General features: G+C 58.8%; 20 protein-coding genes. 4 read left to right on the forward strand and 16 right to left on the reverse strand.

Annotated elements, in window-relative coordinates; all coding sequences use genetic code 11:
* Positions 1-3 precede the first annotated feature (3 nt).
* Together PM3016_RS32990 and PM3016_RS32995 are read left to right on the forward strand one after the other, a co-directional pair.
* On the forward strand, positions 4-1455 hold the full coding sequence (locus PM3016_RS32990) for an amidase family protein (RefSeq protein WP_014372390.1): 1452 nt from the start codon (positions 4-6) through the stop codon (positions 1453-1455).
* A 143-nt stretch (positions 1456-1598) separates the two neighbouring features.
* Positions 1599-2252 (forward strand): CBO0543 family protein, encoded by a 654-nt coding sequence (locus PM3016_RS32995; protein WP_013920823.1) that lies wholly within the window; start codon positions 1599-1601, stop codon positions 2250-2252.
* Positions 2253-2433: 181 nt separating this feature from the next.
* On the opposite strand, the gene PM3016_RS33000 is transcribed toward PM3016_RS32995, so the two are convergent.
* On the reverse strand, positions 2434-3525 hold the full coding sequence (locus tag PM3016_RS33000) for a lactonase family protein (protein ID WP_014372391.1): 1092 nt from the start codon (positions 3523-3525) through the stop codon (positions 2434-2436).
* 330 nt (positions 3526-3855) lie between these two features.
* Between PM3016_RS33000 and PM3016_RS33005 the strand changes: the two genes are divergently transcribed.
* Positions 3856-4098, forward strand: coding sequence for a DUF6953 family protein (locus tag PM3016_RS33005; protein ID WP_014372392.1), 243 nt, complete (start codon positions 3856-3858; stop codon positions 4096-4098).
* Positions 4099-4144: 46 nt separating this feature from the next.
* On the opposite strand, the gene PM3016_RS33010 is transcribed toward PM3016_RS33005, so the two are convergent.
* The 8 genes from PM3016_RS33010 to PM3016_RS33045 all read right to left on the reverse strand — a co-directional run bounded on the left by PM3016_RS33010 (position 4145) and on the right by PM3016_RS33045 (position 12247).
* Positions 4145-5230: an S-layer homology domain-containing protein gene (locus tag PM3016_RS33010; protein ID WP_014372393.1), complete on the reverse strand. Its 1086-nt coding sequence runs from the start codon at positions 5228-5230 to the stop codon at positions 4145-4147.
* A gap of 177 nt (positions 5231-5407) precedes the next feature.
* Positions 5408-6049 (reverse strand): TraX family protein, encoded by a 642-nt coding sequence (locus PM3016_RS33015; RefSeq protein ID WP_014372394.1) that lies wholly within the window; start codon positions 6047-6049, stop codon positions 5408-5410.
* A gap of 190 nt (positions 6050-6239) precedes the next feature.
* Positions 6240-6572 carry a cytochrome o ubiquinol oxidase subunit IV gene (cyoD, locus tag PM3016_RS33020; RefSeq protein WP_013920829.1) on the reverse strand — a complete coding sequence of 111 codons (333 nt, stop codon included), beginning with the start codon at positions 6570-6572 and terminating at the stop codon, positions 6240-6242.
* A gap of 1 nt (position 6573) precedes the next feature.
* Complete coding sequence (cyoC, locus tag PM3016_RS33025; RefSeq protein WP_013920830.1) at positions 6574-7191, reverse strand: cytochrome o ubiquinol oxidase subunit III; 618 nt, start codon at positions 7189-7191, stop codon at positions 6574-6576.
* Positions 7191-9167, reverse strand: a complete 1977-nt coding sequence (locus PM3016_RS33030) for a cbb3-type cytochrome c oxidase subunit I (RefSeq protein ID WP_013920831.1) — start codon at positions 9165-9167, stop codon at positions 7191-7193. Before PM3016_RS33030 ends, cyoC begins: the two co-directional genes overlap by 1 nt.
* A 75-nt stretch (positions 9168-9242) precedes the next feature.
* Positions 9243-10241: a cytochrome aa3 quinol oxidase subunit II gene (gene qoxA / locus PM3016_RS33035; RefSeq protein WP_013920832.1), complete on the reverse strand. Its 999-nt coding sequence runs from the start codon at positions 10239-10241 to the stop codon at positions 9243-9245.
* Positions 10242-10622: 381 nt separating this feature from the next.
* The gene (locus tag PM3016_RS33040) at positions 10623-10883 is read right to left on the reverse strand and encodes a hypothetical protein (protein ID WP_013920833.1); all 261 of its coding nucleotides are present in this window, start codon (positions 10881-10883) and stop codon (positions 10623-10625) included.
* 197 nt (positions 10884-11080) lie between these two features.
* The gene (locus PM3016_RS33045) at positions 11081-12247 is read right to left on the reverse strand and encodes a pectinesterase family protein (protein ID WP_014372395.1); all 1167 of its coding nucleotides are present in this window, start codon (positions 12245-12247) and stop codon (positions 11081-11083) included.
* A gap of 454 nt (positions 12248-12701) precedes the next feature.
* Between PM3016_RS33045 and PM3016_RS33055 the strand changes: the two genes are divergently transcribed.
* Positions 12702-13220 (forward strand): hemerythrin domain-containing protein, encoded by a 519-nt coding sequence (locus tag PM3016_RS33055; protein ID WP_013920837.1) that lies wholly within the window; start codon positions 12702-12704, stop codon positions 13218-13220.
* A gap of 427 nt (positions 13221-13647) precedes the next feature.
* Here PM3016_RS33055 and PM3016_RS33065 read toward each other — a convergent pair whose 3' ends face one another.
* From PM3016_RS33065 to PM3016_RS33095, 7 genes are all read right to left on the reverse strand, one after another.
* Positions 13648-14139 (reverse strand): glutathione peroxidase, encoded by a 492-nt coding sequence (locus tag PM3016_RS33065; RefSeq protein WP_013920839.1) that lies wholly within the window; start codon positions 14137-14139, stop codon positions 13648-13650.
* Positions 14140-14390: 251 nt separating this feature from the next.
* Complete coding sequence (gene rhaS, locus PM3016_RS33070) at positions 14391-15473, reverse strand: rhamnose ABC transporter substrate-binding protein (protein ID WP_014372397.1); 1083 nt, start codon at positions 15471-15473, stop codon at positions 14391-14393.
* Positions 15474-15671: 198 nt separating this feature from the next.
* Positions 15672-16661: an ABC transporter permease gene (locus tag PM3016_RS33075; RefSeq protein WP_013920841.1), complete on the reverse strand. Its 990-nt coding sequence runs from the start codon at positions 16659-16661 to the stop codon at positions 15672-15674.
* Positions 16662-16663: 2 nt separating this feature from the next.
* A complete protein-coding gene (locus PM3016_RS33080; RefSeq protein ID WP_013920842.1) occupies positions 16664-17719 on the reverse strand; it encodes an ABC transporter permease in 1056 nt (351 codons plus the stop codon).
* 20 nt (positions 17720-17739) lie between these two features.
* Complete coding sequence (locus PM3016_RS33085) at positions 17740-19263, reverse strand: sugar ABC transporter ATP-binding protein (protein WP_014372398.1); 1524 nt, start codon at positions 19261-19263, stop codon at positions 17740-17742.
* 556 nt (positions 19264-19819) lie between these two features.
* On the reverse strand, positions 19820-21319 hold the full coding sequence (locus PM3016_RS33090) for a sugar ABC transporter ATP-binding protein (RefSeq protein ID WP_014372399.1): 1500 nt from the start codon (positions 21317-21319) through the stop codon (positions 19820-19822).
* A 48-nt stretch (positions 21320-21367) separates the two neighbouring features.
* The gene (locus tag PM3016_RS33095; RefSeq protein ID WP_013920845.1) at positions 21368-22138 is read right to left on the reverse strand and encodes a DeoR/GlpR family DNA-binding transcription regulator; all 771 of its coding nucleotides are present in this window, start codon (positions 22136-22138) and stop codon (positions 21368-21370) included.
* Positions 22139-22275 lie beyond the last annotated feature (137 nt).

Genomic DNA, 22275 nt, shown 5'->3' on the forward strand with positions numbered 1-22275 from the left:
AGCATGGAGAGAATCGAAGAAGCAACGATAGCCCGGCTGGGCCAAAGCATGGAGCAGGGCGGTCTTACGTCGCTGGAGCTGACCGGGTTCTATATGGACCGTGTGGCACGTCTTGACCAGGACGGTCCGCGGATCCATGCCGTACTGGAGTGGAACCCGCAGGCTCTGGAACTGGCTGAAGCGGCGGATGAAGAGCGCCGCGCCGGCCGGGTCCGCGGACCGATACACGGCATCCCCGTGCTGCTCAAGGACAACATCGGGACAGCCGACGCCATGCATACGAGCGCCGGATCGCTGGCCCTGGCCGACCATTACGCCCGGAAGGACGCCTTCCTCGTGACCCGCCTGCGGGAAGCCGGCGCCGTGATCATCGGCAAAGCGAACATGACCGAGTGGGCGAATTTCATGACAGCCGGTATGCCGAGCGGATACAGCTCCCGCGGCGGCCAGGTGCTGAACCCCTACGGCCGGGGCGTCTTCTGCGCGGGAGGCTCCAGCAGCGGCAGCGGTGCGGCGGTCTCCTGCAATCTGACGGCCGTCGCCGTCGGCACCGAGACGTCGGGTTCGATCCTCGATCCCGCCGCACAGCATTCCATCGTCGGGATCAAGCCGACCGTGGGCCGCATCTCCCGCAGCGGGATCATTCCCCTGGCGCACAGCCAGGACACCGCAGGCCCGATGGCCCGCACCGTGGCCGACGCAGCCGTGCTGCTCGGCGTGCTGTGCGGGTACGATCCGGCCGATCCGGTAACCGCCGCATCGGCCGGACGGAATGTGTCCGACTTCACGGCCTGCCTGGACCGGGACGGCCTCCGCGGTGCGCGGATCGGCATCCCGCGGCAGGTCTATCACGATTCGCAGACGGCGGAAGAGCTGGCCCTCTTCGAGTCGCTGCTCGAAGACATCGCGGCGGCCGGCGCGGTTCTGGTCGATCCGTCCGATATCCCATCGGCCCGGGAGCTGGCTTCGCACCATTCGGAGGTACTGAGATACGAATTCAAATCGGACTTGAACGCGTATCTCAGCCGGCTTCCCGCGGAGCTCCCGGTGCATTCGCTGAAGGAGCTCATCGCCTTCAACGAGGCCCATGCGGAGATGACCCTGCGGTACGGACAATCCACCCTGCTCTGGGCGGAAGAAACCTCGGGCAGGCTGACCGAGCCCCGGTATCTGCTCGACCGGCTGGCGGATCTCCGGTTATCCCGTACGGAAGGCATCGACCGGGTCATGCAGGAGCACCGGCTCGATGCCCTGCTCTTCCCGCATACCGCGGGAGACGATATTGCCGCCAAGGCCGGCTATCCGTCCATTGCGGTACCGGCGGGCTACCGGAGGGATGGAAGCCCGTTCGGCGTGATGTTTACGGGCACAGCGTATGCCGAGCCCGTATTGATTCGTCTGGCTTATGCGTTCGAACAGCAGAAGCACCGCCGGGTCCCTCCACTACTCGAATAGCCACCGTGAGTGTACAAAGCCTGTCCGGAACTTCCGGGCAGGCTGTTTTGTTACCTGCGGGATAACTTCCTCATAATTCCTTCTTCTTGTGGAAACCTTAGTTACGAACCATTTCGGACCACAATACAATGGGAGCAGATCGCATGACGACGGACCAATCGGCACAACTCGAACGGATGACAAAGCTTCATGAGCTCTCTTCAGAAGCTACCTGGAATTACTGGTTCTCCTATTCCCACGCAGGGACCTGGCAGTTCTGGGTGGAGATCGCCCTGCTGGTCGTTCCGCTACTTGCGCTCTTCCTGTATATTGACCGCGGCAAGGCGTTCCTGCTCGGGTTCTACGGCTTCTGCGTCCATATGCTGTTCACCTACATTGATGCCTACGGGGTCACCCACGGGCTGTGGATCTATCCGTACAAAGCGATCCCCTTTCTCTCCGTCAATCTGCCGCTGGATACCGCGCTGATTCCGGTGCTTTACATGTTCATGTATCAATGGACGATCAACTTCGGCAAAAACTACTATATCTACGGTACGGCGCTGTGCCTGTTCCTCTCGTTCCTGTTCAAACCGGCGATGGTCGCCTTCGACCTCTTCCGCTTCAATCATGGAACCGGGTACCTTCATCTGCTCGCCGGCTATCTCACGATCCTCTGCCTGTCACGCTGGGTTACGAATCTGTTCCTGTACGCCGAGCGGACCTCCAAGCAGGATCCCCCCGACGGCGGTCCGGTCCTCCGGCAGCCCCGGGCCTATAAGCTGCTCAGACAATTCTCCCGGCCGAAGGCGCGGTGAGCGTGACAGTCATGCTGTTGGTACACGGGGGAAGATAAGTTCCACCTGAAAGCTGCATCCACCGATTTCCCGCCACCCAGACGGAACAAGCCCATCCTAACCGGATGGGCTTGTTTGAGTCGATCACTTGCGGAGAGCCCCTTACCTTAAGGAGATCCCCTCTTTGTCGAACCGCTATCGCCTACAGCGGGAAGTAAGCCGCCTGCACGCACACCGGTTTCGACACGGTGACGGCCTGGCCGGAGAACGCCAGCCGGCCGGTCTCCTTGTCGACACGGAACAGCACCAGGTTGTTCTCCGAGTCGCGGTTGGCGGCCAGCAGGTGGCGTCCGCCAGGCAGCAGAGCGAAGTGGCGCGGATGCCCCCCTCTTGTCGATACGTGTTCGACAAGCGTCAGACGGCCGCTCTCCCGGTCGATGCGGAAGACGACAATGCTGTCGTGCCCCCGGTTCGAGCCGTACAGGAACTGTCCGTCATCCGACACGGCAATCTCCGCGCACGTGTTTTCTTCCGTAAAGCCCTCAGGCAGCGTCGACACGTGCTCGATCTCCTGCAGGGTGCCCGCTTCGCTGTCATACCGGAAGGAGGTGATCGTCGAATCCACCTCATTGATGGAGAAGGCCAGCTTCCCCTGCGGATGGAACGCCATATGGCGCGGACCGGCCCCCGGATGCGTCTGCGTCTCGCCTTGATAGACGAGGGCATTGTTCTGGGTATCGACCGTGTACACCCGGATGCGGTCCATCCCGAGATCCGGCACGAACAGGAACCGCCCGTCCGGGCTGAGGTTGGCCGAGTGCGGATGCGGACGGTCCTGCCGCTCGGGATGCGGCCCGTGACCTTCATACTGCTGGGTATCCAGCAGGGCGCCGATCCGGCCGTCCTCCCCCAGCGCCGTGAGCCCGATCCGCCCTCCGTGATAGCTTGTCAGCACGAGGTACCGTCCCGATCCGACACGCTGGATATGGCAGGCCGGCGCATCCACGCCGATTCCGCGGCTGATCTCCGACAACCGCCCGGACTTCGTGTCGATGTCGAACGACACGGCTTCCCCCACTTTCGCACCGTCTTCCGACAATCCCTCGGCGAGCGAATACAGCCGGCGCCCCTCCGCATCCAGATTCAAGAAGGTTGGATTCTTGAGGCCGGATACCGAATCGAGGAGGGTCAACTCCTCCTTCTCCTCGTCCAATGCATAGACATACACCCCGCTGCCGGAGGCTTCCGCATAGGAGCCGACGAACACGAGCATCTTTTGCTGTTCCACTGTCATCTCACAATTCCCCTCTTCCCTTATATTCACTGGTTTTCCTCACTGTATAGAGTACCACACCCTTCGCCCGATGCGATAATTCCCTGCTCGTCGAGCCCATTATTTCCCGGAAAATATGACAGCAGTAAGCGTACCGTTTCGACCCGGAGCTCCCCATCCTTCGCGCTTCACGGGGCTCATTTTCGACCCCCTACGCAGGACTGTGTCTTTGCGGGTTACCGAAACCCAGCCCCAAGAGCCCGCCCCCATCTCGACAAGGCAGGCCCCGGATGAGGTATACTAATAAGCGACCGTCACACGTCAATTACGCAGCATAAGGAGCGTTAACCCATGGAACAGCAGCTTAAGGCAGAAGAAGCAGCCCGCTGGATGCTCAGCGAGCTTAAGGAGGCCGGCATCCTCTACCAGCAGGACGCGGTGAACTATATCCGAAGCCATTTTGGCGAGAGCTTCATCTACGTGAATGAGAACGGCAACGAATCCATCGACAAGGAAGTCAAAAAGATCTTCAAAAAGCTGCACGGCGGCAAAGCTGCATGGGACCGCGACGGCTTCTTCTGGGGCTGGACCTGAGACTGGTCCGGCTTTCGTTTGCCTTCCGCAGCGGCTGTCATTGCCCTTAGGATGCCGGCGGGGCAGCCTCCTCGAGCTCTACGGACCGGGTACTGTCAGGTACCCCGCCCTTGGGAAAGAGCCGATCCTCGTAATCCGACAAGGTGATCGTCACATTCCCCTGATCCGCCGTCAAGTCATACGACTTGAACTTGCCGACAATCCCGGGGGAGCTCCACCGGAGCTCCGGCACCGGAATCCGGCCGGCGTCCCCGGGAGCCGCCTGGAAGACGACATGCTCCGGCGAGGCTTCCCCCTCCGGCACGATCCGGTATGAGCCGCTGACCCGGACAGGCTGCGGCGCCTGGAAGCGGATCTGGTAGCCGAAGATCTCATCGTTATCCGCCCAGTAGTCCACCCCGGTAACGACCATGCCTCCGACGGTCTGGCCCGTGCGAATGCTGCACCGGTCATAGGGCTCGGCGGAGAGCATCCGGCCGCAGCTGCGGGCATGGAAATTCTCCTGACGGGCATACGCCCCATACACGGAAGCCACGAGGTCGCTCCGTTTGGCGGCCACCGTGTAATCGTCTGCCGTGCCGATCAGGCCCGAGGCATAAGCGGCGTCGAGCTCCACCGCGGCCCAGCCCGATACCTTCGAATACTGGGCGATCGCATCCTCGCCGTCCGCCGGCTTCAGGGCGAAGGCGCGCGCGAAGACCGCCGCCAGCTGCTCCAGCGTAACGGGGTCGCCCGGAGCGAACCGTCCCTCAGCCGTGCCGCCCATCAGGCCCGCCTCCGCGGCCGCCCCGATATAGCCCCTGGCCCACTCGTGGTCCGCCAGGTCACCGAAGCCTGATGCGGCACCCGGCGCTTCCGGGAGATCCATCAGCTTCACCAGCACCTTGGCGAGCTGAGCGCGATTGGTGTCCCCCTCGAGATTCGAGCCGGCCTCGTCCCCTTCCATGATCCCCTGCTTCTTCAGCTCCTGGAACCGTTCCTCGAGCGTCAGCCGAGAACCCTGCAGCACATGATATCTTGCCTCACCAGTACCCGTCTTCTCCTCCGCAGCCGGCACTCCTGCGGCCGGCAGCATCAGAGCGCAGCCCAGTGCCGCAGCGATCCCCCTCCTGCACCACTTCGTCCAGTTCATTCGTCGACTCCCCCTGCCGCAGCATTCCTTTTTCCTTTCGCTCCGTGAGCTTCCATCGGCGCCCCCCCTACGGATCGCGGACCGCTTCTCTCCTGATGCCTACCTTAACGACCCTTCGACAGCAAAAGTTGCATGCCGGCGTTTCCCGCCCCCCCTGAACCCGGCTTACCTTCCGGCTCAAAAACCCGCGAACAGCCCCCTGCGGAAAGCCGCCGCGATGCTCAGCAAGAGCAGATGGCCCGGGTAGAACCCCCGCCACAGCCAGGCGGGCGCCGACCTCTCCGAGAGGGCCGGAAGCCGCTTCTGCGCATAAATAATGATCAGCGTGCCGGCAATGCTCAGCATCTGCAGCGGCATCAGCACATAGTAGAGGAAGTTCAGCAGCAGATGGCCGAGGAACATCTGGGAAGGGGACTCCGCATACCGGTAGATCAGCACGAGCAGCAGGCCGTAGCCCCCGTACTCGAAAGGAAGCACCTGCATGATCACCAGTGCGGCCGCAATGATCAGCGCCCGGGCGGCCGGGTGACCCGTCCGGTCCAGCACGTAGAGCACCCCGATGCAGAACAGAAACGAGCCCACGACGTTCACCTGCATGAAGCCGAAGGCGTACAAGTACGGCAGCTGAGCCAGTGCAGCCGTGACCGCGAGACGCTTGGCGTATCTCGGCAGACTTCTCGTATGCCGGTATCCCGCCACAATGCCGTAGGCATACAGCGGGAAGGCCAGCCGGCCGATCCAGCGCCATACCTGCTCCCCCTTAAAGAACACAATCCCGATATGATCGATGAGCATGGCGATCATCGCGATCCACTGCATGAACTCCCTCCTCACGCTTTTGTTTCCCTTAGTATATTACACCCGCTGTCCTTTCTGCCAAAACATGAGGATTTTCAACAAAAAAACAGCCTCCCAAAGGAGGCTGCCAGTGTTCGGGCTGAGCCGCGCTCCGTTAGAAGCGCCGGCCTTGCCTTCATCTTATCCGGGAAATGAATCCCGCTATCTTTTTTTAATGGGCTACCTGATTGTACGTCATGATCCAGATCGATCCGGCGACGATCGTCAGCAGGATGATCATCCCGAGGATCAGCGCCATGATGTTCCAGCGCGCATTCTCGCCTTCCTTGAGGTGCATGAAGAACACCAGCTGCACTGCGAACTGAAGGATCGCCATCGCGAGGATGAGGATCAGCAGCGGCTTGCCCTCCAGCATGTGGTTCATGACCGCGGCAACCGGAATGATCGTCAGTACGATCGAGAGCAGGAAGCCAATCACATACGACTTTAGGGAACCGTGGGACGCATCATGAGAAGCGGAATCGCCGTGATGCTGCTGTGCCATTTTACATCACCCCCATAAGATAGACGACGGTGAGAACGAAGATCCACACGACGTCGAGGAAGTGCCAGTACAGGGAGAGCACTTCGACCTTGCGCTTCGTGACCGGTGTAATGCCTCTGCGGCGGAGCTGGATCATCAGACCGATCATCCAGACGAGACCCAGGGATACGTGCAGCCCGTGGGTACCGACCAGAGCGAAGAAGCCGGAGAGGAACGCGCTGGTGGAGATCGTCGCCCCCTCGTGAACCATATGCACGAACTCGTAGATCTCGAGCCCGATGAAGGACGCGCCGAGCAGTGCCGTTACAATGAGCCAGCCGATAAGCTGCTTCACCTTGCCCTGGTGCATCGCAAGAACCGCGAGACCGCTGGTGAAGGAGCTCGTAAGGAGAATGAACGTCTCCGCGAGAATCATCGGCATCTGGAACAGCTCTTCAGGGGTCGGGCCCCCGTTGGTGTTGCCGCGAAGCACGATATAAGTGGCGAACAGCGTACCGAAGAGGATGCAGTCGGTGATCAGGAACAGCCAGAAGCCGAACGTCTTCATCGATTCCAGGTCATGATGGCCGTGGTCGTGATGTCCGTGTCCGCCCTTGGCGGCTGCGTGTGCTTGTGCCATTATGCCTTCACCCCTCTCAGCGCGGCCTCGGTCCGCTCGATTTCGTCAACCTGGATATAATAATCATCGTCATATGTGAACGAACGGGCCAGCATGCAGATCCCTACGCCGATCAGGGCCGGGATCGCCATCCACATCCAGTCCCAGACGAAGCCGAAGCCGACGAAGAACCAGAGTGCGGACTTCACGAACGGAATCGCGGAATTCTTAGGCATGTGAATCGGTTCATACACCGGACGCGGCTCCTTCGCCGCCCCTGCTGCGGCACGCTTCTGCTTCGTTTCCCACCAATCGTCGACATGCTCGACGTGCGGGGTTACGGCGAAGTTATACACCGGTGCAGGCGACGGAATCGACCATTCGAGCGTGCGGCCGTCCCAAGGATCGCCGGTGACGTCTTTCTCGTGATGCTTAATGCTGTAAGCAATCTGCCATACCTGGAAGATGAAGCCGATCCCCATCAGGAAGCCGCCCACGGTGGAGACCATGTTGAGCGAGCCCCAGCCCATGTCGAAGTCGTACGTGCTGACACGGCGGGTCATCCCGTCGAGACCCAGGAAGTACTGCGGCATGAAGCAGACATAGAAGCCGATGTTCCACAGCCAGAAAGCCCATTTGCCGAGGTGCTCGTTGAGCTTGAAGCCGAACATCTTCGGCCACCAGTAATACAGCCCGGCGAAGTAACCGAACGCCACGCCGCCGATCAGAACCTGGTGGAAGTGCGCGATCAGGAAGTAGCTGTTGTGGAACTGGAAGTCGGCCGGCGCTACAGAGAGCAGTACGCCGGTCATCCCGCCGATGACAAAGCACGGAATGAAAGCGATGGTCCACAGCATCGGGGTCGTGAACTTGATCCGCCCGCGGTACATCGTGAACAGCCAGTTGAAGACCTTGGCCCCGGTCGGTATCGCGATGGCCATCGTGGTGATCGCGAAGAATACGTTGACGTCTGCGCCGGAGCCCATCGTGAAGAAGTGGTGGACCCAGGTGAAGAACGAAAGGACGCTAATAATTAACATGGCGAAGACCATGGACTTGTAGCCGAACAGGGTCTTCTTGGAGAACGTTGCGACGATCTCGGAGAAAATCCCGAACGCCGGCAGAATAACGATGTATACTTCCGGGTGGCCCCACATCCAGATGAGGTTGATATACATCATCGGGTTGCCTCCGCCGTCGAGCGTGAAGAAGTGCGCGCCGAGGAAGCGGTCCAGGAAGAGCAGTGCCAGCGTCACCGTCAGAATCGGGAACGCGAAGATAATGATGATACAGCTGGAGAATACGGACCAGGTGAACATCGGCATTTTCATCAGCGTCATGCCCGGTGCGCGCATCTTCAGGATCGTGACGATAAAGTTAATGCCTGTGGCAAGGGAGCCGATACCCGAGATCTGAATCCCCCAGATATAGAAGTTCTGGCCTACGCCCGGGCTGTGCTCGAGACCCGACAGCGGCGGATAAGCGAGCCAACCCGCATCCGGCGAACCGCCGATGATGAACGAGACGTTGAAGAGCATCGCGCCGAAGAAGAAGAGCCAGAAGCTCAGCGCGTTCAGGAACGGATAAGCTACGTCGCGCGCGCCGATCTGCAGCGGCATAATGACGTTGAACAAGCCGAACATAAGCGGCATCGCCATGAAGAGAATCATGATGACGCCGTGCGTCGTGAAGATCTGGTTATAGTGCTCGGGATGCAGGAATTCCGCATTCGGCACGGCCAGCTGCAGACGCATCAGCAGGGCGTCGACCCCGCCGCGGAAGAGCATGAGAATGGAGCAAATGATATACATGATACCGATCCGCTTGTGGTCGACGGTCGTCAGCCATTCGCGCCAGAGCCAGACCCACTTGCGGAAGTAGGTCAGGACGAACACGATGGCCACCATCGCGATCGCGATGCTGACTTGCGCCCCCAGGATCAGCGGGTCCCCGGTAACGAAAAACTCGGATGCAAACTCTTGTATCTTATCGAGCATGTAGAGGACTTCCTTTCGCTGGTTTTCTCCTTGTAATTCACAGGGTTGCCTGTGTTAGCGGGTGTTCAAGCCGGATTAATGGCCCGTGTGTCCCGAATGGTCCGTGCCGGTCGAGCCGCCCTGGGTATGGTCTTCCTTGGCGTCAGGCAGCGGCTGCTGCACCGGATCGGTCTTCGACTGAGGCGTCGGTTCGTTATGCTGCCCGTGAGCGTGGCCGCCCGGAGCATACTTGGTGACAATGCGCTGGAACAGGCCTTCCGGGAACGAAGAGTACAGGACCACCGGGGAAGTCCCTTTCTCCGCCAGCTTCTCGTACGAATCGTTCGTGAGCTTCTCCGGCGAAGCCTTGACTTCTTGAACCCAGGCGTCGAACTGGCTTTGCGGCTTGACGTCCACGAAGAATTTCATGTCGCCGAAGTACTCGCCGCTGAAGTTCGCGCCCGACCCGTAATACCGGCCTTCATGGTCGGCCTGCAGGAAGAGCGTCATGCCCATGCCGGACATCGTGTACATCTGCCCGCCCAGCTGCGGGATCCAGAAGGAGTTCATCGGCGCGTCGCTGGTAAGCTCGAACTTCACCGGCACATCCTCCGGAATCTGCAGGTAGTTGACCGTTGCGATCCCCTGCTCCGGATAAGTGAACAGCCACTTCCAGTCAAGCGAGGTTGCCTGAATCGTGATTGCCTTCTTCTCGGACTCGATTGGCTTCGTCGGCTCGAGCGCATACGTATATCGGGCCGTTACGGCAGCCAAAATAATGATGATAAGGATCGGAATCCCCCACCAGATCAATTCGAGCTTGGTGCTGTGGGAGAAATGCGGCTCGTAGGCCGCCGTACTGCCTTCCCGCTCACGGTATTTCCATACGATGTAGGCGGTCAGGCCGAGAACCGGAAAGAGAATCACGGCGCACAAGAGGGATGAGATCAGAATCAAATCCTTCTGGTCCGAGGCGATCGGCCCCTTCGGGTCCAGAACCATTGGCTGCTCACCGCAGGCCGAGAGCAGCAGCACGCCTGCAAGCAGGAGCAGCATCGGAAGTGCCCTGCGAAGCGTCCGTTTTGTTTGTTGCATGGTGGGTGGTCCTCCATTCTCCTCATTCTACGGTTGACATCTTAACATAACGAAAAGGTAAAACTTGTGACAAAAATCACAAACGCAAGTTCTCAAAGTTCTGCCTTTGGAAGTTCAGGGGAATGTATAGGCTATCCGTCCTCCATCCGGCGTCATTTTGATGACTTACGACTACAAGCAGAAGTGATATGTATAACATAGCAGATTCTCTCCGGCTTTACGCGGGGGTTAACAAATACGTCAAAACTTCGCCTTTTCTCTGCAACAAGTTTGTCACCAAGCCGACAAAAACGCAAAAAACACCCTCGTCCGGACTGGTTCCGGTTGGGGGTGTTCCAAAAATTAACCTAATCTGTATGGTTTTGGGCCGGTATTTCCGCCTTATTTCTCCGAATTGGATGCGCGGGAATGGACCAGGTGGATCGCAGTCCGCATGACGTAAATGTGAACGCTGCCGACCATGCAGCCGATTCCTACCATGAGGCTCGGGTTGCGATCGCTGAAGTGATGTAAGTTAAACAGGCTAAGAAGAAGTCCGAAGCCCAGGAAGATCCATGCTGCTGCAGTCATCCAACCCACGAGGCGGTTTACATCCCGCTCTCCCTGCATTTCGCTTTGTACTGCCGCTGTTTTTGTCGTCATAGGATTCACTCCAAAACAGATAATGTAAGTGCTTTAGTAAGGCAAGATCAGTATACCATACTTTACCCGGTTTGTTCAAAGATTATTCACTTTTTGATCAAAAAATAGACAAAAGTCTGAACGCTTTCAAAGAAGGGGCCGGACAGATGCCAAAAAATCCTCCGGCGGCCGGCCGGGGGATTGCTCTTCCTGCGTATTTAATGATGTCCGAGGGACGGATTGGCAAAGGATGGACTGAGCCCCTCCAGCACTTTCTTCGGATCCCAGTCACCGAAGTAAGCCTCCGGCGTGTGAAGATCCGCCTGCTCTTTGGTGAGCACCGGACGCGTTAGGCTCTCCAGCGCCCCCGGTCCTCTGCTGTCATATTCGAAGAAGCGCGCGTTCTCCGCCTTGGAGGCCCCCATATCCACCCAGCCCGTCGACGTGATGTGGCTGCCCATGTGGGTGTGCTTGAACACGACGCTCGCTATGGCATTCGTATTGCCGCCTGGCTGCCATGGACGTCCCAGAGAAACCGTGCCCTCCATACCCGGATCGCTTGTCAGCCGGCAGTTGATGAACAGGTAGCCGTACGGATTGGAGTTCAGTGTGCTGGCTGCCGTAATATAGCCGTTATTGGTATCGGAACCGCGGTCCAGAGAGTGGATGCGGGAATTCTCGAAGACCGCCGTGGCGGCGCCGAAAATGAAGTCGACGTCCCCTTCAATATAAGAGTCCACGAAATACTGGCGGCCGAGGTTCGGGTAGAGCGTGTCCTGGTTGCCAATAAAGCGGCAGTCCTTGAAGATCGCGCGGTCCGCCTGCGTCTTGATCGCTACGGCCTGCTTGTTCTGGTACGGCGAATTCGCCTCGTCGAATGAGTTCTCGAACGTTACGCTGACCGCCGTAAAATTCTCTCCCTTGACCGTCACCGTGGCGCTGCCCGTGGTTCCGTACGTGCCGCTGCCGTCCGGCTTCGGTGTGCCGCTGGCATTATCATAGGTAATCACCGTACGCTTCGCGTTCTCGCCTACGAGAGTAACATACGGCTTGTCCACGTTGAGTACTTCCTTATAGACCCCTGCCTTCAGATAGATGACATAAGGCGACGCCTGGTCCGCCGGCACATCCGAGATGGCTTTCTGAACGGAACGGTACTGCTTGACGCCGTCGATAACAGCCCCTTCGGTTCCTTGGTAAGAAGAATCGACGATCGCTTGCTTGGTCATTTGCTCCTGCTCCTTCATCGTTGAGGCTGAGAATACGGCTCCTTCCGTTCCAGCGGAGGCTGCGGAGGCTGCATCCGGCAGGGCTCCCCAAGGCGCCGCGGCGGTTACCAGCAGGAATGCCCCCAGGGCCAACGGTACGGATTTTTTCGATTTCATCAGGTCATCTCTCCTCATTGTTCCAAAGTGGATGTGTGCAATCGCTTCCACACCAACATAGCTCAAGGGCGGATGGCAATCCATAGTCCTGAGTTAACCGAAGCGCCGCAGCAGCCGGTTCCGCCTGCCAAATCCAATCCATTGATTATCCGGTACATGCCGGCCCTCCCTAGCTCCGCTTCCGGACAAACCGATAAGGGAGAAGACTTCCGTTCCTGCTGCCTCACAAGCACTTCCTCCCCCTTTTCTGACATCAGCCTGCTTCCCTGCTTCCCTGCTTCCTGCTTCCCTGCAGTCTGCTCCCTGCCCCCGCCTGACAGCCCCGAGTATCCCCCATGCTCCGCTTTAAGATTCATCTTTTTTATTTGTGATTCATTTCACATACTTTCGTGTACCCATCCCCTATACTGAAATCATCAAAGCCAGTCCATTGGCATAAGCGGAGGGATTCCAAATGAAAACCATCGACACGCAGGCCGTCTTCACCACTTTAACCCATCCCCTATACCAGCTGACGGAAGCGATTGACCGCCTCAAGGAAGAACACGCCATGCTCGAAGAAAAGCTCGTGGAGCTGTACGCCATGGCCCGGACCATCGGGCTGCAGGATGAAACCGGCAACTGGACCCCTGCCCTGCTTCAGCTGGGCCAGACGGTCAAGGCGTTCTGGATGGAGCTCGAGGCTCATTCGAAGTGGGAGGAAGCCACCATGTTCCCGATGATCACCTGGTATTTCGGGGAGACGCTGGAGCAGTTCACCCTGATGGAGCAGGAGCATGAGCTGGCCGAGCAGTACATCCTGGCCTTCATCGAACCGGTGGAACGCCTCACCGCACCGGTCGAGCAGGAAGAAGCCAAAGAGCTGGCTTCGATGCTGGTTCAGGCTTATGCGATCTTGAGGAATCACTTCCGTCAAGAAGAAGAGATCATCGATGCCCTCGCCGACCGTTCGAACCACTTCGGAGGCTTCTAAGTGAGTGAGCCCACAGCCGATTTCAAAACCAATAACCCCAGGCGCGCGCATGCTGGAAGAATGGCGCACTGGGGGTTTATTTTGTGATATACAGGAGCTTGCTATGTTTGCCGTTCACGGCTCCCGATTCCATATGCCATGGAGCTTCCGGGAAATCCAGCCGGCCCTGAAGATCAGGAACAGGCTTACGCCAATATTCGTCACATGAACAATGAAGTCCAATAGGATCCCGTTCTGCCCTGCGTAAGGCTCTATGCCCAGATAATCTCCGGCATACTCACGGAAGGACCAGAGGATGCTGGACAGATCCAAGACCAGCATATAGATGCCGAGCAGCCCGCATCCAAACAAGCCGAACCTAAAGAAGCCCCTCCTTTACATAGAAGAGAGGGTCTCCTTTAGATATAGAGGCTATCTGTGCACGGACTCACACCGCCGCGGGATCAAGCAGCTCCGCGATCCGGCTCTCGATCATCTCCGGGGTATCGGTTGGGGCAAAACGTTTCAGGACACGGCCATTCCGGTCAACAAGGAACTTGGTGAAGTTCCACTTGATCGCCTTGGAGCCGAGCAGACCGCGGGCCTCGCTGCTCAGATATTGGAACAAGGGATGGGCACCGCTGCCGTTCACATCGATCTTCGCATAGAGCGGGAACGACACGCCGTGGTTCAGCTCACAGGACTGCGCAATGTCCGCGTTATCGTGCAGCTCCTGGTCAAGGAACTGGCTGCTCGGAAAGCCCAGTACGGCAAACCCCTTGTCGCGGTACGTATCGTGCAGCTTCTGCAGCCCCTTGAACTGCGGGGCAAATCCGCACTTGGTTGCCGTATTGACGATGAGCAGCACCTGCCCCTGGTAGGGGGCCAGGGTCGTCTTTTCTCCGCGGATCGTGGTGACCTCGAAATCATAGATAGACATGGTAGGGACCTCCTGAGGAATGATGGATCGGATGAACGTGTCAACACTTGGTTATTTGATTGTATACAATTAAATTTGAAGTGTCCAGTATCATTTTTGTTCCCGCTACCTCTAATTAAACCTTCAGCCCTTGCGGACAACCTCTAATGAAGAACGCCTCAGAAAAAAACAGACTCCCGGCGGCATGATGCTTCCATCCATGCCCGGGAGCCTGCGGCTGCCGAAACTTCATAGGCCTGTTGATCTGCGGTCTAGTATACCGATTTCCACTCGCCGATATTCTTCGCGTCGAATTTGAACGGATCGCCGAGCATGACCTGCGTGCCCTTGTCGTCGGCGATGATCTCCTTGTCTCCGAGCCGGCCGGCCTTGAACTTGTCGCCGGTCTTGCCGGTGATCGTGCCCTGCACGAGCGCATCCGCCGTATAGCCGGCCAGATAGCCCACATCGACCGGATTCCACAGGTACATCCACTGCGAGACGCCGGATTCGATGTACTGCGCCATCTCGCTCGGCAGGCCGAGGCCGGTGAGATGCACCTTGCCCTTCAGGCCTTTGTCGGTCAGCACCTTGCCTGCCGCCGCAATCCCTACCGTAGTCGGGGCAATGATGCCCTTCAGGTTCGGATACGATTTCAGCAGCGCTTCCGTCTCGGACACGCTCTTGTCGCGGAGATCGTCGCCGTAGGCTACTTTGACCAGCTTCATGTCCTTATACTTGGGATCCTCCAGCTCCTTCTTCATCCAGTCGATCCAGAGGTTCTGGTTCGTCGCCTGGGAGGTCGCACTGAGCACGGCAATCTCGCCCTTGCCGCCGATCATCTCGGAGATCGCCTGCACCTGCACCCGGCCGATCCGCTCCGGGTCCGCCTGATTGACGTGCACCATGCGGCTCTGCGCATTGACCGCGGAATCAAGGGAGAGCACCTTAATGCCCGCATTCATCGCCTTCTTCAGCGCAGGCTGCAGCGCATCCGGGTCATTCCCGGAGATCGCGATCGCCTGGACCTTCTGCGAGATGAGCTCCTCGATCATCTTGATCTGCGCCTCGGCCGTCGGCTGATCCGGCGCCTTCAGTATCGCTTCGCCGCCCAGCTCCGTCACGGAGGCCTTGAAGCCCTCCATCATCTTCTCGCCGTACGGGTTGCCTGTGTTTTTGAAGATAATGGCGTATTTCTTCTTGCCCCCTGCCCCGCTGTCCGCAGGCTTCGCCCCTTCGCTCTTGGCCGGCTCCGCTCCACTGCCCCCGGCAGCCGGTGTACTCCCTCCGCCGCACGCCGCCAGCATCGACAAACTCAGGACCGTCGTCAAACAAGTCATCACCATTTTGTTCATGCGTCTGATCTCCCCTATCTTTCTTCTTGGATTGAAAAAGTGTATACTAACAGCTTCCTTCCGGAGGAAGTCTGCCGTATTTGCAGTTGGGCGGTTCGTGCGAAACAGATCATTAAGCTGCCGGCCCGGATTTCCACTCCCCTGTCCGAAGAGACCAGGGAATAGCCTTACCGATAGCTCCACGCGTTACGTGCGGGATCAGGTGCGGCGCAGTTTGCCCAGCTTCAGCTTCGGCACCATCACCGCGAAAATCAGCAGCAGCCCGATGATCACGAGCAGCATCTGTGCCGGCACATTGACCAGCCCGAGCCCGTAGCTCAGCAGCCCAATGAGGAACACGGCGAGGATCGCGCCGATCATCCGTCCTTTGCCCCCGGCGGTGCTGATCCCGCCGAGCACGACCATCGCGATCACATCGAGCTCATAGCCCGTCGCCACATTCGGCCGCGTGCTGCCCATCCGGGACATGAGGAAGATCGCTGTAACCGCTGCCATGAGTCCTGTCAGTGTGAAGACAATGACCTTGATCTTATCCACCTGCACGCCGGAGAAACGGCTTGCCGTGCTGTTGTTGCCGATAGCGTACACTCTCCGGCCGAAGGTCGTCTTATGCAGCAGCAGGCTGAACGCCGCCGCGAAGATCAGGAACACTACAAGAATGAACGGAACGCCGCCAACATACTCCCAGCCGAAAAAGCTGAACCACTCCGGGAAGTTCCCTTTGGCCTGGTCTTCCAGGATGATATAGGCGATACCGCGGTAAATGATCATGGTCGACAAGGTGACGATGACCGCCGACAGCTCCTTGAACTTGACGATAAGCAGGCCGTTAATGAAGCCGCACAGCGCCCCGACAGCCAGACCGACCAGAATCGACAGCTCCATCGGCAGCCCCAGATGATACAGGTCGGCCATGATGACGGAGGTCAGTGCGACCGTGGAGGCTACGGAGATGTCGATGTCGCCGAGGATCATGACGAGCACCATAGGCAGCACGATGAACGCTTTATCCAGGAAGCTCATCGTGGCATCCCGCAGACTTTCATAGTTCAGGTAGTACGGCGACAAATTCGCATTGATAATATTGATGGCAATCAGAATCACGACGAGCAGCCATTCCCACTGCAAAAAGAAATTCTTCAGGCTGAACTCCCGTCTTCCCTGCAGCCCTCTCGCTTGCGCTTCCATCGTCAAATCCTCCTCCTCAGCAGGTGGTTGCGGTCCACGCCCCGTTTGACGAGCGCGTTGATGATCACGGCCACCAGGATAATCGAGCCCTGAATCGCCATCTGCCAGAACGGCGAGACATCGATCAGCGGCAGCGCGTTGTTCAGGATGCCGAGCAGAACCGAGCCGAGGATGATCCCGGAGATTTTGCCCGAGCCGCCCGCGATCGAAACCCCGCCCAGCACGCAGGCTGCGATCACGCTCAGCTCGTAGCCCATCGCCGTGTCCCCTTGGGCCGACGCGAACTTCGAGACCCACAGCACCCCGGCGAGCCCGGAAAGCGCCCCCATGATCGTATAGACCAGCCACAGAATGCGGTCGTTATGAATGCCGCTTATCTTCGCCGACTCGGGATTGCTGCCGACGGCATAGATCTGCCTGCCGGTTCTCGTGTGATTGATGAAATAGTAGAAGACGATATAGATGAGGACCGCGATCATAATCAGTGTGTTCAGTCCCAGGACCGAACCGGTGGCAATCCCTTTGAAGCTCTCCGGCATCTGGTGCGCGCTGACCCACTTGCCCCCGGACACCGTGAAGGTCAGCCCGCGGAACACGTTCATCAATCCGAGGGTGGCGATGATCGGCAGCACCCCCATCTTGGCGATCAGGAAGCCGATGACGATGCCGCAGACGACGCCGACCAGCGTCCCGAGGAGCAGCGTCAGCAGCGGATGCAGATCCGGCACGGCCTTCACGGCCAGGGCGGAGATCATGCCCGAGAGGGCCAGGGTCGCCCCGATCGAGAGGTCGATGCCCCGCGTGACGATCACCAGCATCATGCCCACGGCAAGAATACTGAGGATCGCAGTATTGGTAATGAGATCATTGATGTTCTCGAGCGTAAGGAAGCTCGGATTACGGAGCTGGACGGCCGCCGACAGCAGCACAATGAAGAGCAGCAGCCCGAGTTCCCTGAATTTGGCCAGCTTGGCGCCGATCGACGATGCTCCGCCGATGCGGGATGCGCCGCTCGGGCCGCCGCCTCCGATGGCCTTCCCCAAGGCTTTCTCAGCCATGGATTCTTCCCCCTTTCTGTCTATCCTGCGTGAATCGGATGCGGCTTGGCTTCATTACCGCTCATCGCCGCTTCCAGTATGGCTTCTTGCGTGACCTGTCCCCGCTGGAGCTCGGCCGTGATGCGCCCCTCCTTCATGACGATCACCCGGTCGCTCATCCCGATGACCTCGGGCATCTCGGAGGAGACCAGCAGGATGCCGTAGCCCTGGGAAGCCAGGTCGCTGATAATCTCGTAGATGGACGACTTCGCTCCGACATCAACGCCCTTCGTCGGCTCATCCAGGATGATGACATCGAGATCGGCGGTCAGCAGCTTCGCGAACACCACCTTCTGCTGGTTGCCGCCCGACAGCGACGACACGAGGTCGTGAATGCTTCGCGCCTTTACGCTGACCTTCTCCGCCAGCGTCTGGGAGACGGCGTCTTCCCTGCCCACATCCAGCCAGCCTCTGCGCGAGAGTCCTCCGAGGGACGGGAGCGTAATGTTCCTCCCGATCTCCCAGTCGAGCACGAGCCCCTGCTTCTGCCGGTCCTCCGGCAGATAGCCGATCCCAAGCTGCATCGCCTGCAGCGGATCTCGGATCGCAACGGGGCTTCCCTTCACGAAGATCTGGCCGCGGTCGCACGGTTCGATGCCGAACAGCGCCTGGCACACCTCCGTCCGGCCTGCGCCGACAAGCCCGGTGAGGCCGAGAATCTCACCCCGGTGCAGGGCGAAAGAGATATCGGCGAAGTAGCCGGTCCGGCCGAGCCCCTCGGTCCGCAGCAGCTCCTCGCCGCGCCGCACCTCCTTCTTCGGGAAGAGCTGGGTCACTTCCCGGCCGACCATCGCGACGATCAAGGCGTCGTTCGTGATCTCATCCACGCCCCAGGAGCCGATATACTTCGCATCCCGGAACACGGTCACCCGACTGGCCAGGCGGTACATGTCTTCGAACCGGTGCGAGATGAAGATGATCGCCACCCCGCTGTCCCTCAGCGCCTCCGCAATCGTATACAGCTGCTCGCTCTCCCGCTGGGTCAGCGCGGCGGTCGGTTCGTCCATGATGATCACCTTGGCATCGGTTGACAGCGCTTTCGCAATTTCGACGATCTGCTGCTGCGCCACGCTCAGTGAGCCCATCATGGCTTTGGCGTCGAAATCCGCCCCCAGCCGCTCCAATAACCGCTGCGCTTCATGGTGCATCTCCCGCCAATTGATTCTTCTTGTTCGTTTATGTACTTTCTCATGGCCCATGAAAATATTCTCGGTGACGCTGAGGTCCGGATAGCATGTGACATGCTGGTAGATCGCGGCAATGCCGAGCTTCTTGGCGTCGTTCGGGCCCTTGAATTCGACCCTCTCCCCGTTGTACCGGATCTCCCCTTCATCGGGCCGGTGCACGCCGGTAATCACTTTGATGAAGGTCGATTTACCCGCCCCGTTCTCTCCCATCAGCGCATGGATCTCGCCGGACCTCAGTTGAAAGTTCACCCGGTCCAGCGCCTTGACCCCGGGAAACGTCTTTGTAATCGCTCTCAATTCCAGAATGAATTCAGACATCGTACGGGCTCCTATCCATCTCTTAGAATTCCCCTCGGGACTGAGCCCAGTATAGCACACGATCAACCGAAAATAAACAACAAAATTAACTTTTATTTTCGATTATGTTTATTTATGATTGTAACAGAAGAAAAAACCTAAATCCTTATAGTTGCATACACCCTTACTTCGGCGCGTTTGAGGGATGGGTGTGGGGTTCCAGCCGCTGTTAAAGTTATGTGGTTAGGAATATATATTCAGCTGTAATCACATGACTTTAAAGGCGGACGCTATGCTCTTCCACCCCACACCCATTCCCTTTCTGGCATATTGCGGCGCGTTAGAGGCCGGCAAAGGCGGTCCTTCGCTTTTCCCACTTAAGCCCATCCTTCCCCAGCATCTATCTCTATCTACCGCATAGGGCGCTTAAGACAATACGGCAAGCTAATAAAAAACATCCGAAACCACTTAGGCCGTTAACTGTGTAAGCCGACCCAGCGGTCAGCCCTGACGACATACGAAAAGACATGCCCGTACGCTTCGGTCCATGAGCATGTCTTCTTCTCCCTGCTTCTGATTAATCTATCCCGCCGCCAGAGGCGTAGTACAGGATCTTCTCCTTCGTCGCCTCGGCTCTCGGCAGGACGCGGCGGAGTTCGCCGCCGCACATGACGAGAATCCGGTCGGCCATCCCAAGCACCTCCGAGAGGTCCGACGAGATCATGATGACGGATGCGCCCGAGAGCACCATCTCGTTCATGATGTTATAGATGTCGGACTTCGAGCTGACGTCGATCCCGGCGGTCGGCTCGTCGAAGATGAGCACCTGCGCGTCCGCGAACAGCCACTTGGCGAGCACGACCTTCTTCTGCTTGCCGCCGCTGAGGCTGCCGGCCAGTTCCTTCTCGTCGCAGGTGATCTCGAGCCGTTCGATGAGATCCCTGGCATAGCCGGACTCCCGGCCCGCCCGCAGCAGTCCGGCGCTGGAGACCCGCTCGAGGTTGGAGAGCGTGATGTTCTCCGAGATCGTCGAGGTGGCGATCAGCCCTTCATCGGAATACAACCCGCTTGCATAGCACAGCCCGCACTGCTTCGCCAAGTGGGGGGTCATCCGGGCATAGGGGCGGCCGTTCAGGTGAATCGTCCCCTCGTAAGGTCCCTCGATACCGCACAGCACCTTGGCGAGCAGCCGCCGCCCCGAGCCGCTGAGGCCGGTCAGCGCCAGGATCTCCCCCCGGCGTACCTCGAAGCCGATGTTCCTAAGCAGCCCCTGGTAATTGAGATTCTCCACGCGCAGCAGCTCCCGGCCGCTCTTCACCTTGAGCTTCGGATAGCGGTCGTCCAGCGGCTTGCCGACCATGCACCGCACGATGTCATCCAGCCCCACATCCGCTGTGGAGCAGGTCAGCACGGCTTCCCCCTCCCGCAGCACCGTGACCCGGTCGGCGATCCGCTTGATCTCCTCCAGCCGGTGGGAGATGTACAGAACGCAGACGCCCAGCTCCTTCAAACGGCCGATCACCCCGAAGAGCACCTCACGCTCCCTTTCCGTCAGCGAAGCCGTCGGCTCATCCATGATCAGAATACGGGCATTCTGAGACAACGCCTTGATGATCTCCACGAACTTCTGCTGGCCCGGGCCGAGTGACTTCAGCACGGTCCGCGCGTCCAGATCCAGCCCCAAGGCCTGCAGATAGCGCCCCGTCTCGCGGTAGACGGCCTCCCAGTCGATGAGCCGGTTCCACTTTTTGAGCGGCTCCCTGCCCATGTAAACGTTCTCAGCAATGCTCAGATCCTGGAACAGCTTCAGCTCCTGATAGATCATGGCGATGCCGAGCTCCTGCGCCTGCCTCGGAGAGGAGATGATTGCGGGCTCCCCGCCGATGCGGATCTCTCCCTCATCAGCCTCGAACCAGCCCGCCAGAATTTTCATCAGGGTCGATTTGCCCGCCCCGTTCTCCCCGAGCAGGGCATGCACCTCTCCCCTGTCCGCTGCCAGGTCTACGGCCCGGAGCACCGCAGCCTCGCCGAATCTCTTGGTGATTCCCTTCATTTGAAGCAGATGCTCCACACCCATGCCTCTTTTCCTGGGGATTTTCATTTCATCCGCTGATTCCGCGCCGGCTTATTCCAGTTCGAACGTGGTGAACAGCTTCACGCCCTGCTCGAAGAAATGCTTTTTGTATTCGGAAGGAATTTGCTTGTTCGTAATGAGCGTCTTGGCGAGGGAAAGATCTCCGAGCTTCGCAAAGCCTCTCTGGTCGAACTTGCTGTAATCGGCCGCAATGATCACTTCGCTGGCAATCCGGCGCACCGCCTGGATGATCATCGCCTCGTCGTAGCTGCCCGTCGTATAGCCCGCATCAAAGTGCACGCCCTTCACACCGAGAAAGGCCTTGTTGACATAGATTCCCTGCAGCAGCTGCAGCGCGGCTCCCCCGACGAGGGCGGAGCTCGAGTGCGCCAGGTCCCCTCCGGTCACGATCGTCTTCACGCCGGTGAAATCCTTGAGCGCGAGGCCGATCCGCAGATCGTTGGTCACCACCGTGACCCGCTTCTCCTGCAGGTTGCGCGCGATCTCCAGGCAGGTCGTGCCGGGACTGAGATAGACCGCTTCCCCGTCTTCGATAAGCCGGGCGGCGATTCGGCCGATCATCCGCTTCTCCTCGATGAACTCGTCATCTTCCTCGACCGCCTGCGCGGCCGGCACCAGCTCCTCGTTCAGCACCGCCCCGCCGTAGGTTTTGGTGAGCACGCCCATCTGCTCGAGCTTGTCGAGGTCCCGCCGGATCGTCACCTCCGTCACGGAGAAAAGCTCGCTGAGCTCCATGACGTCGACGCGTTTCTTCGAGAAGAGCAGCTCTTTTATTTTGTTCAATCGCTCAATGGCAAACATAACGATGCTCCCGTGTCCATAGTCCGTATGTACGTTGTTGTACGTTCATGAGTCCATTATAACACATCTCTTGTTTCTTTGTGATCGCATCTGCGCGAGGCCCCATAGCAATGCTGAAGTCCCAAGGGGAAGGCCTA

This window comes from Paenibacillus mucilaginosus 3016 (genome assembly GCF_000250655.1).
Lineage (GTDB): Bacteria > Bacillota > Bacilli > Paenibacillales > NBRC-103111 > Paenibacillus_G > Paenibacillus_G mucilaginosus.

Bases quoted from the DNA above. Each gene is read 5' to 3' on its own strand.
- PM3016_RS33055 (WP_013920837.1), top strand. From the start codon at position 12,702: ATGAAAACCATCGACACGCAGGCCGTCTTCACCACTTTAACCCATCCC.
- PM3016_RS33030 (WP_013920831.1), bottom strand. From the start codon at position 9,167: ATGCTCGATAAGATACAAGAGTTTGCATCCGAGTTTTTCGTTACCGGG.
- PM3016_RS32990 (WP_014372390.1), top strand. From the start codon at position 4: ATGGAGAGAATCGAAGAAGCAACGATAGCCCGGCTGGGCCAAAGCATG.
- PM3016_RS33045 (WP_014372395.1), bottom strand. From the start codon at position 12,247: ATGAAATCGAAAAAATCCGTACCGTTGGCCCTGGGGGCATTCCTGCTG.
- PM3016_RS33000 (WP_014372391.1), bottom strand. From the start codon at position 3,525: ATGACAGTGGAACAGCAAAAGATGCTCGTGTTCGTCGGCTCCTATGCG.
- PM3016_RS32995 (WP_013920823.1), top strand. From the start codon at position 1,599: ATGACGACGGACCAATCGGCACAACTCGAACGGATGACAAAGCTTCAT.
- PM3016_RS33080 (WP_013920842.1), bottom strand. From the start codon at position 17,719: ATGGCTGAGAAAGCCTTGGGGAAGGCCATCGGAGGCGGCGGCCCGAGC.
- qoxA (WP_013920832.1), bottom strand. From the start codon at position 10,241: ATGCAACAAACAAAACGGACGCTTCGCAGGGCACTTCCGATGCTGCTC.
- PM3016_RS33010 (WP_014372393.1), bottom strand. From the start codon at position 5,230: ATGAACTGGACGAAGTGGTGCAGGAGGGGGATCGCTGCGGCACTGGGC.
- PM3016_RS33090 (WP_014372399.1), bottom strand. From the start codon at position 21,319: ATGGGTGTGGAGCATCTGCTTCAAATGAAGGGAATCACCAAGAGATTC.
- PM3016_RS33005 (WP_014372392.1), top strand. From the start codon at position 3,856: ATGGAACAGCAGCTTAAGGCAGAAGAAGCAGCCCGCTGGATGCTCAGC.
- PM3016_RS33065 (WP_013920839.1), bottom strand. From the start codon at position 14,139: ATGTCTATCTATGATTTCGAGGTCACCACGATCCGCGGAGAAAAGACG.
- PM3016_RS33015 (WP_014372394.1), bottom strand. From the start codon at position 6,049: ATGCAGTGGATCGCGATGATCGCCATGCTCATCGATCATATCGGGATT.
- cyoC (WP_013920830.1), bottom strand. From the start codon at position 7,191: ATGGCACAAGCACACGCAGCCGCCAAGGGCGGACACGGACATCACGAC.
- rhaS (WP_014372397.1), bottom strand. From the start codon at position 15,473: ATGAACAAAATGGTGATGACTTGTTTGACGACGGTCCTGAGTTTGTCG.
- PM3016_RS33040 (WP_013920833.1), bottom strand. From the start codon at position 10,883: ATGACGACAAAAACAGCGGCAGTACAAAGCGAAATGCAGGGAGAGCGG.
- cyoD (WP_013920829.1), bottom strand. From the start codon at position 6,572: ATGGCACAGCAGCATCACGGCGATTCCGCTTCTCATGATGCGTCCCAC.
- PM3016_RS33075 (WP_013920841.1), bottom strand. From the start codon at position 16,661: ATGGAAGCGCAAGCGAGAGGGCTGCAGGGAAGACGGGAGTTCAGCCTG.
- PM3016_RS33085 (WP_014372398.1), bottom strand. From the start codon at position 19,263: ATGTCTGAATTCATTCTGGAATTGAGAGCGATTACAAAGACGTTTCCC.
- PM3016_RS33095 (WP_013920845.1), bottom strand. From the start codon at position 22,138: ATGTTTGCCATTGAGCGATTGAACAAAATAAAAGAGCTGCTCTTCTCG.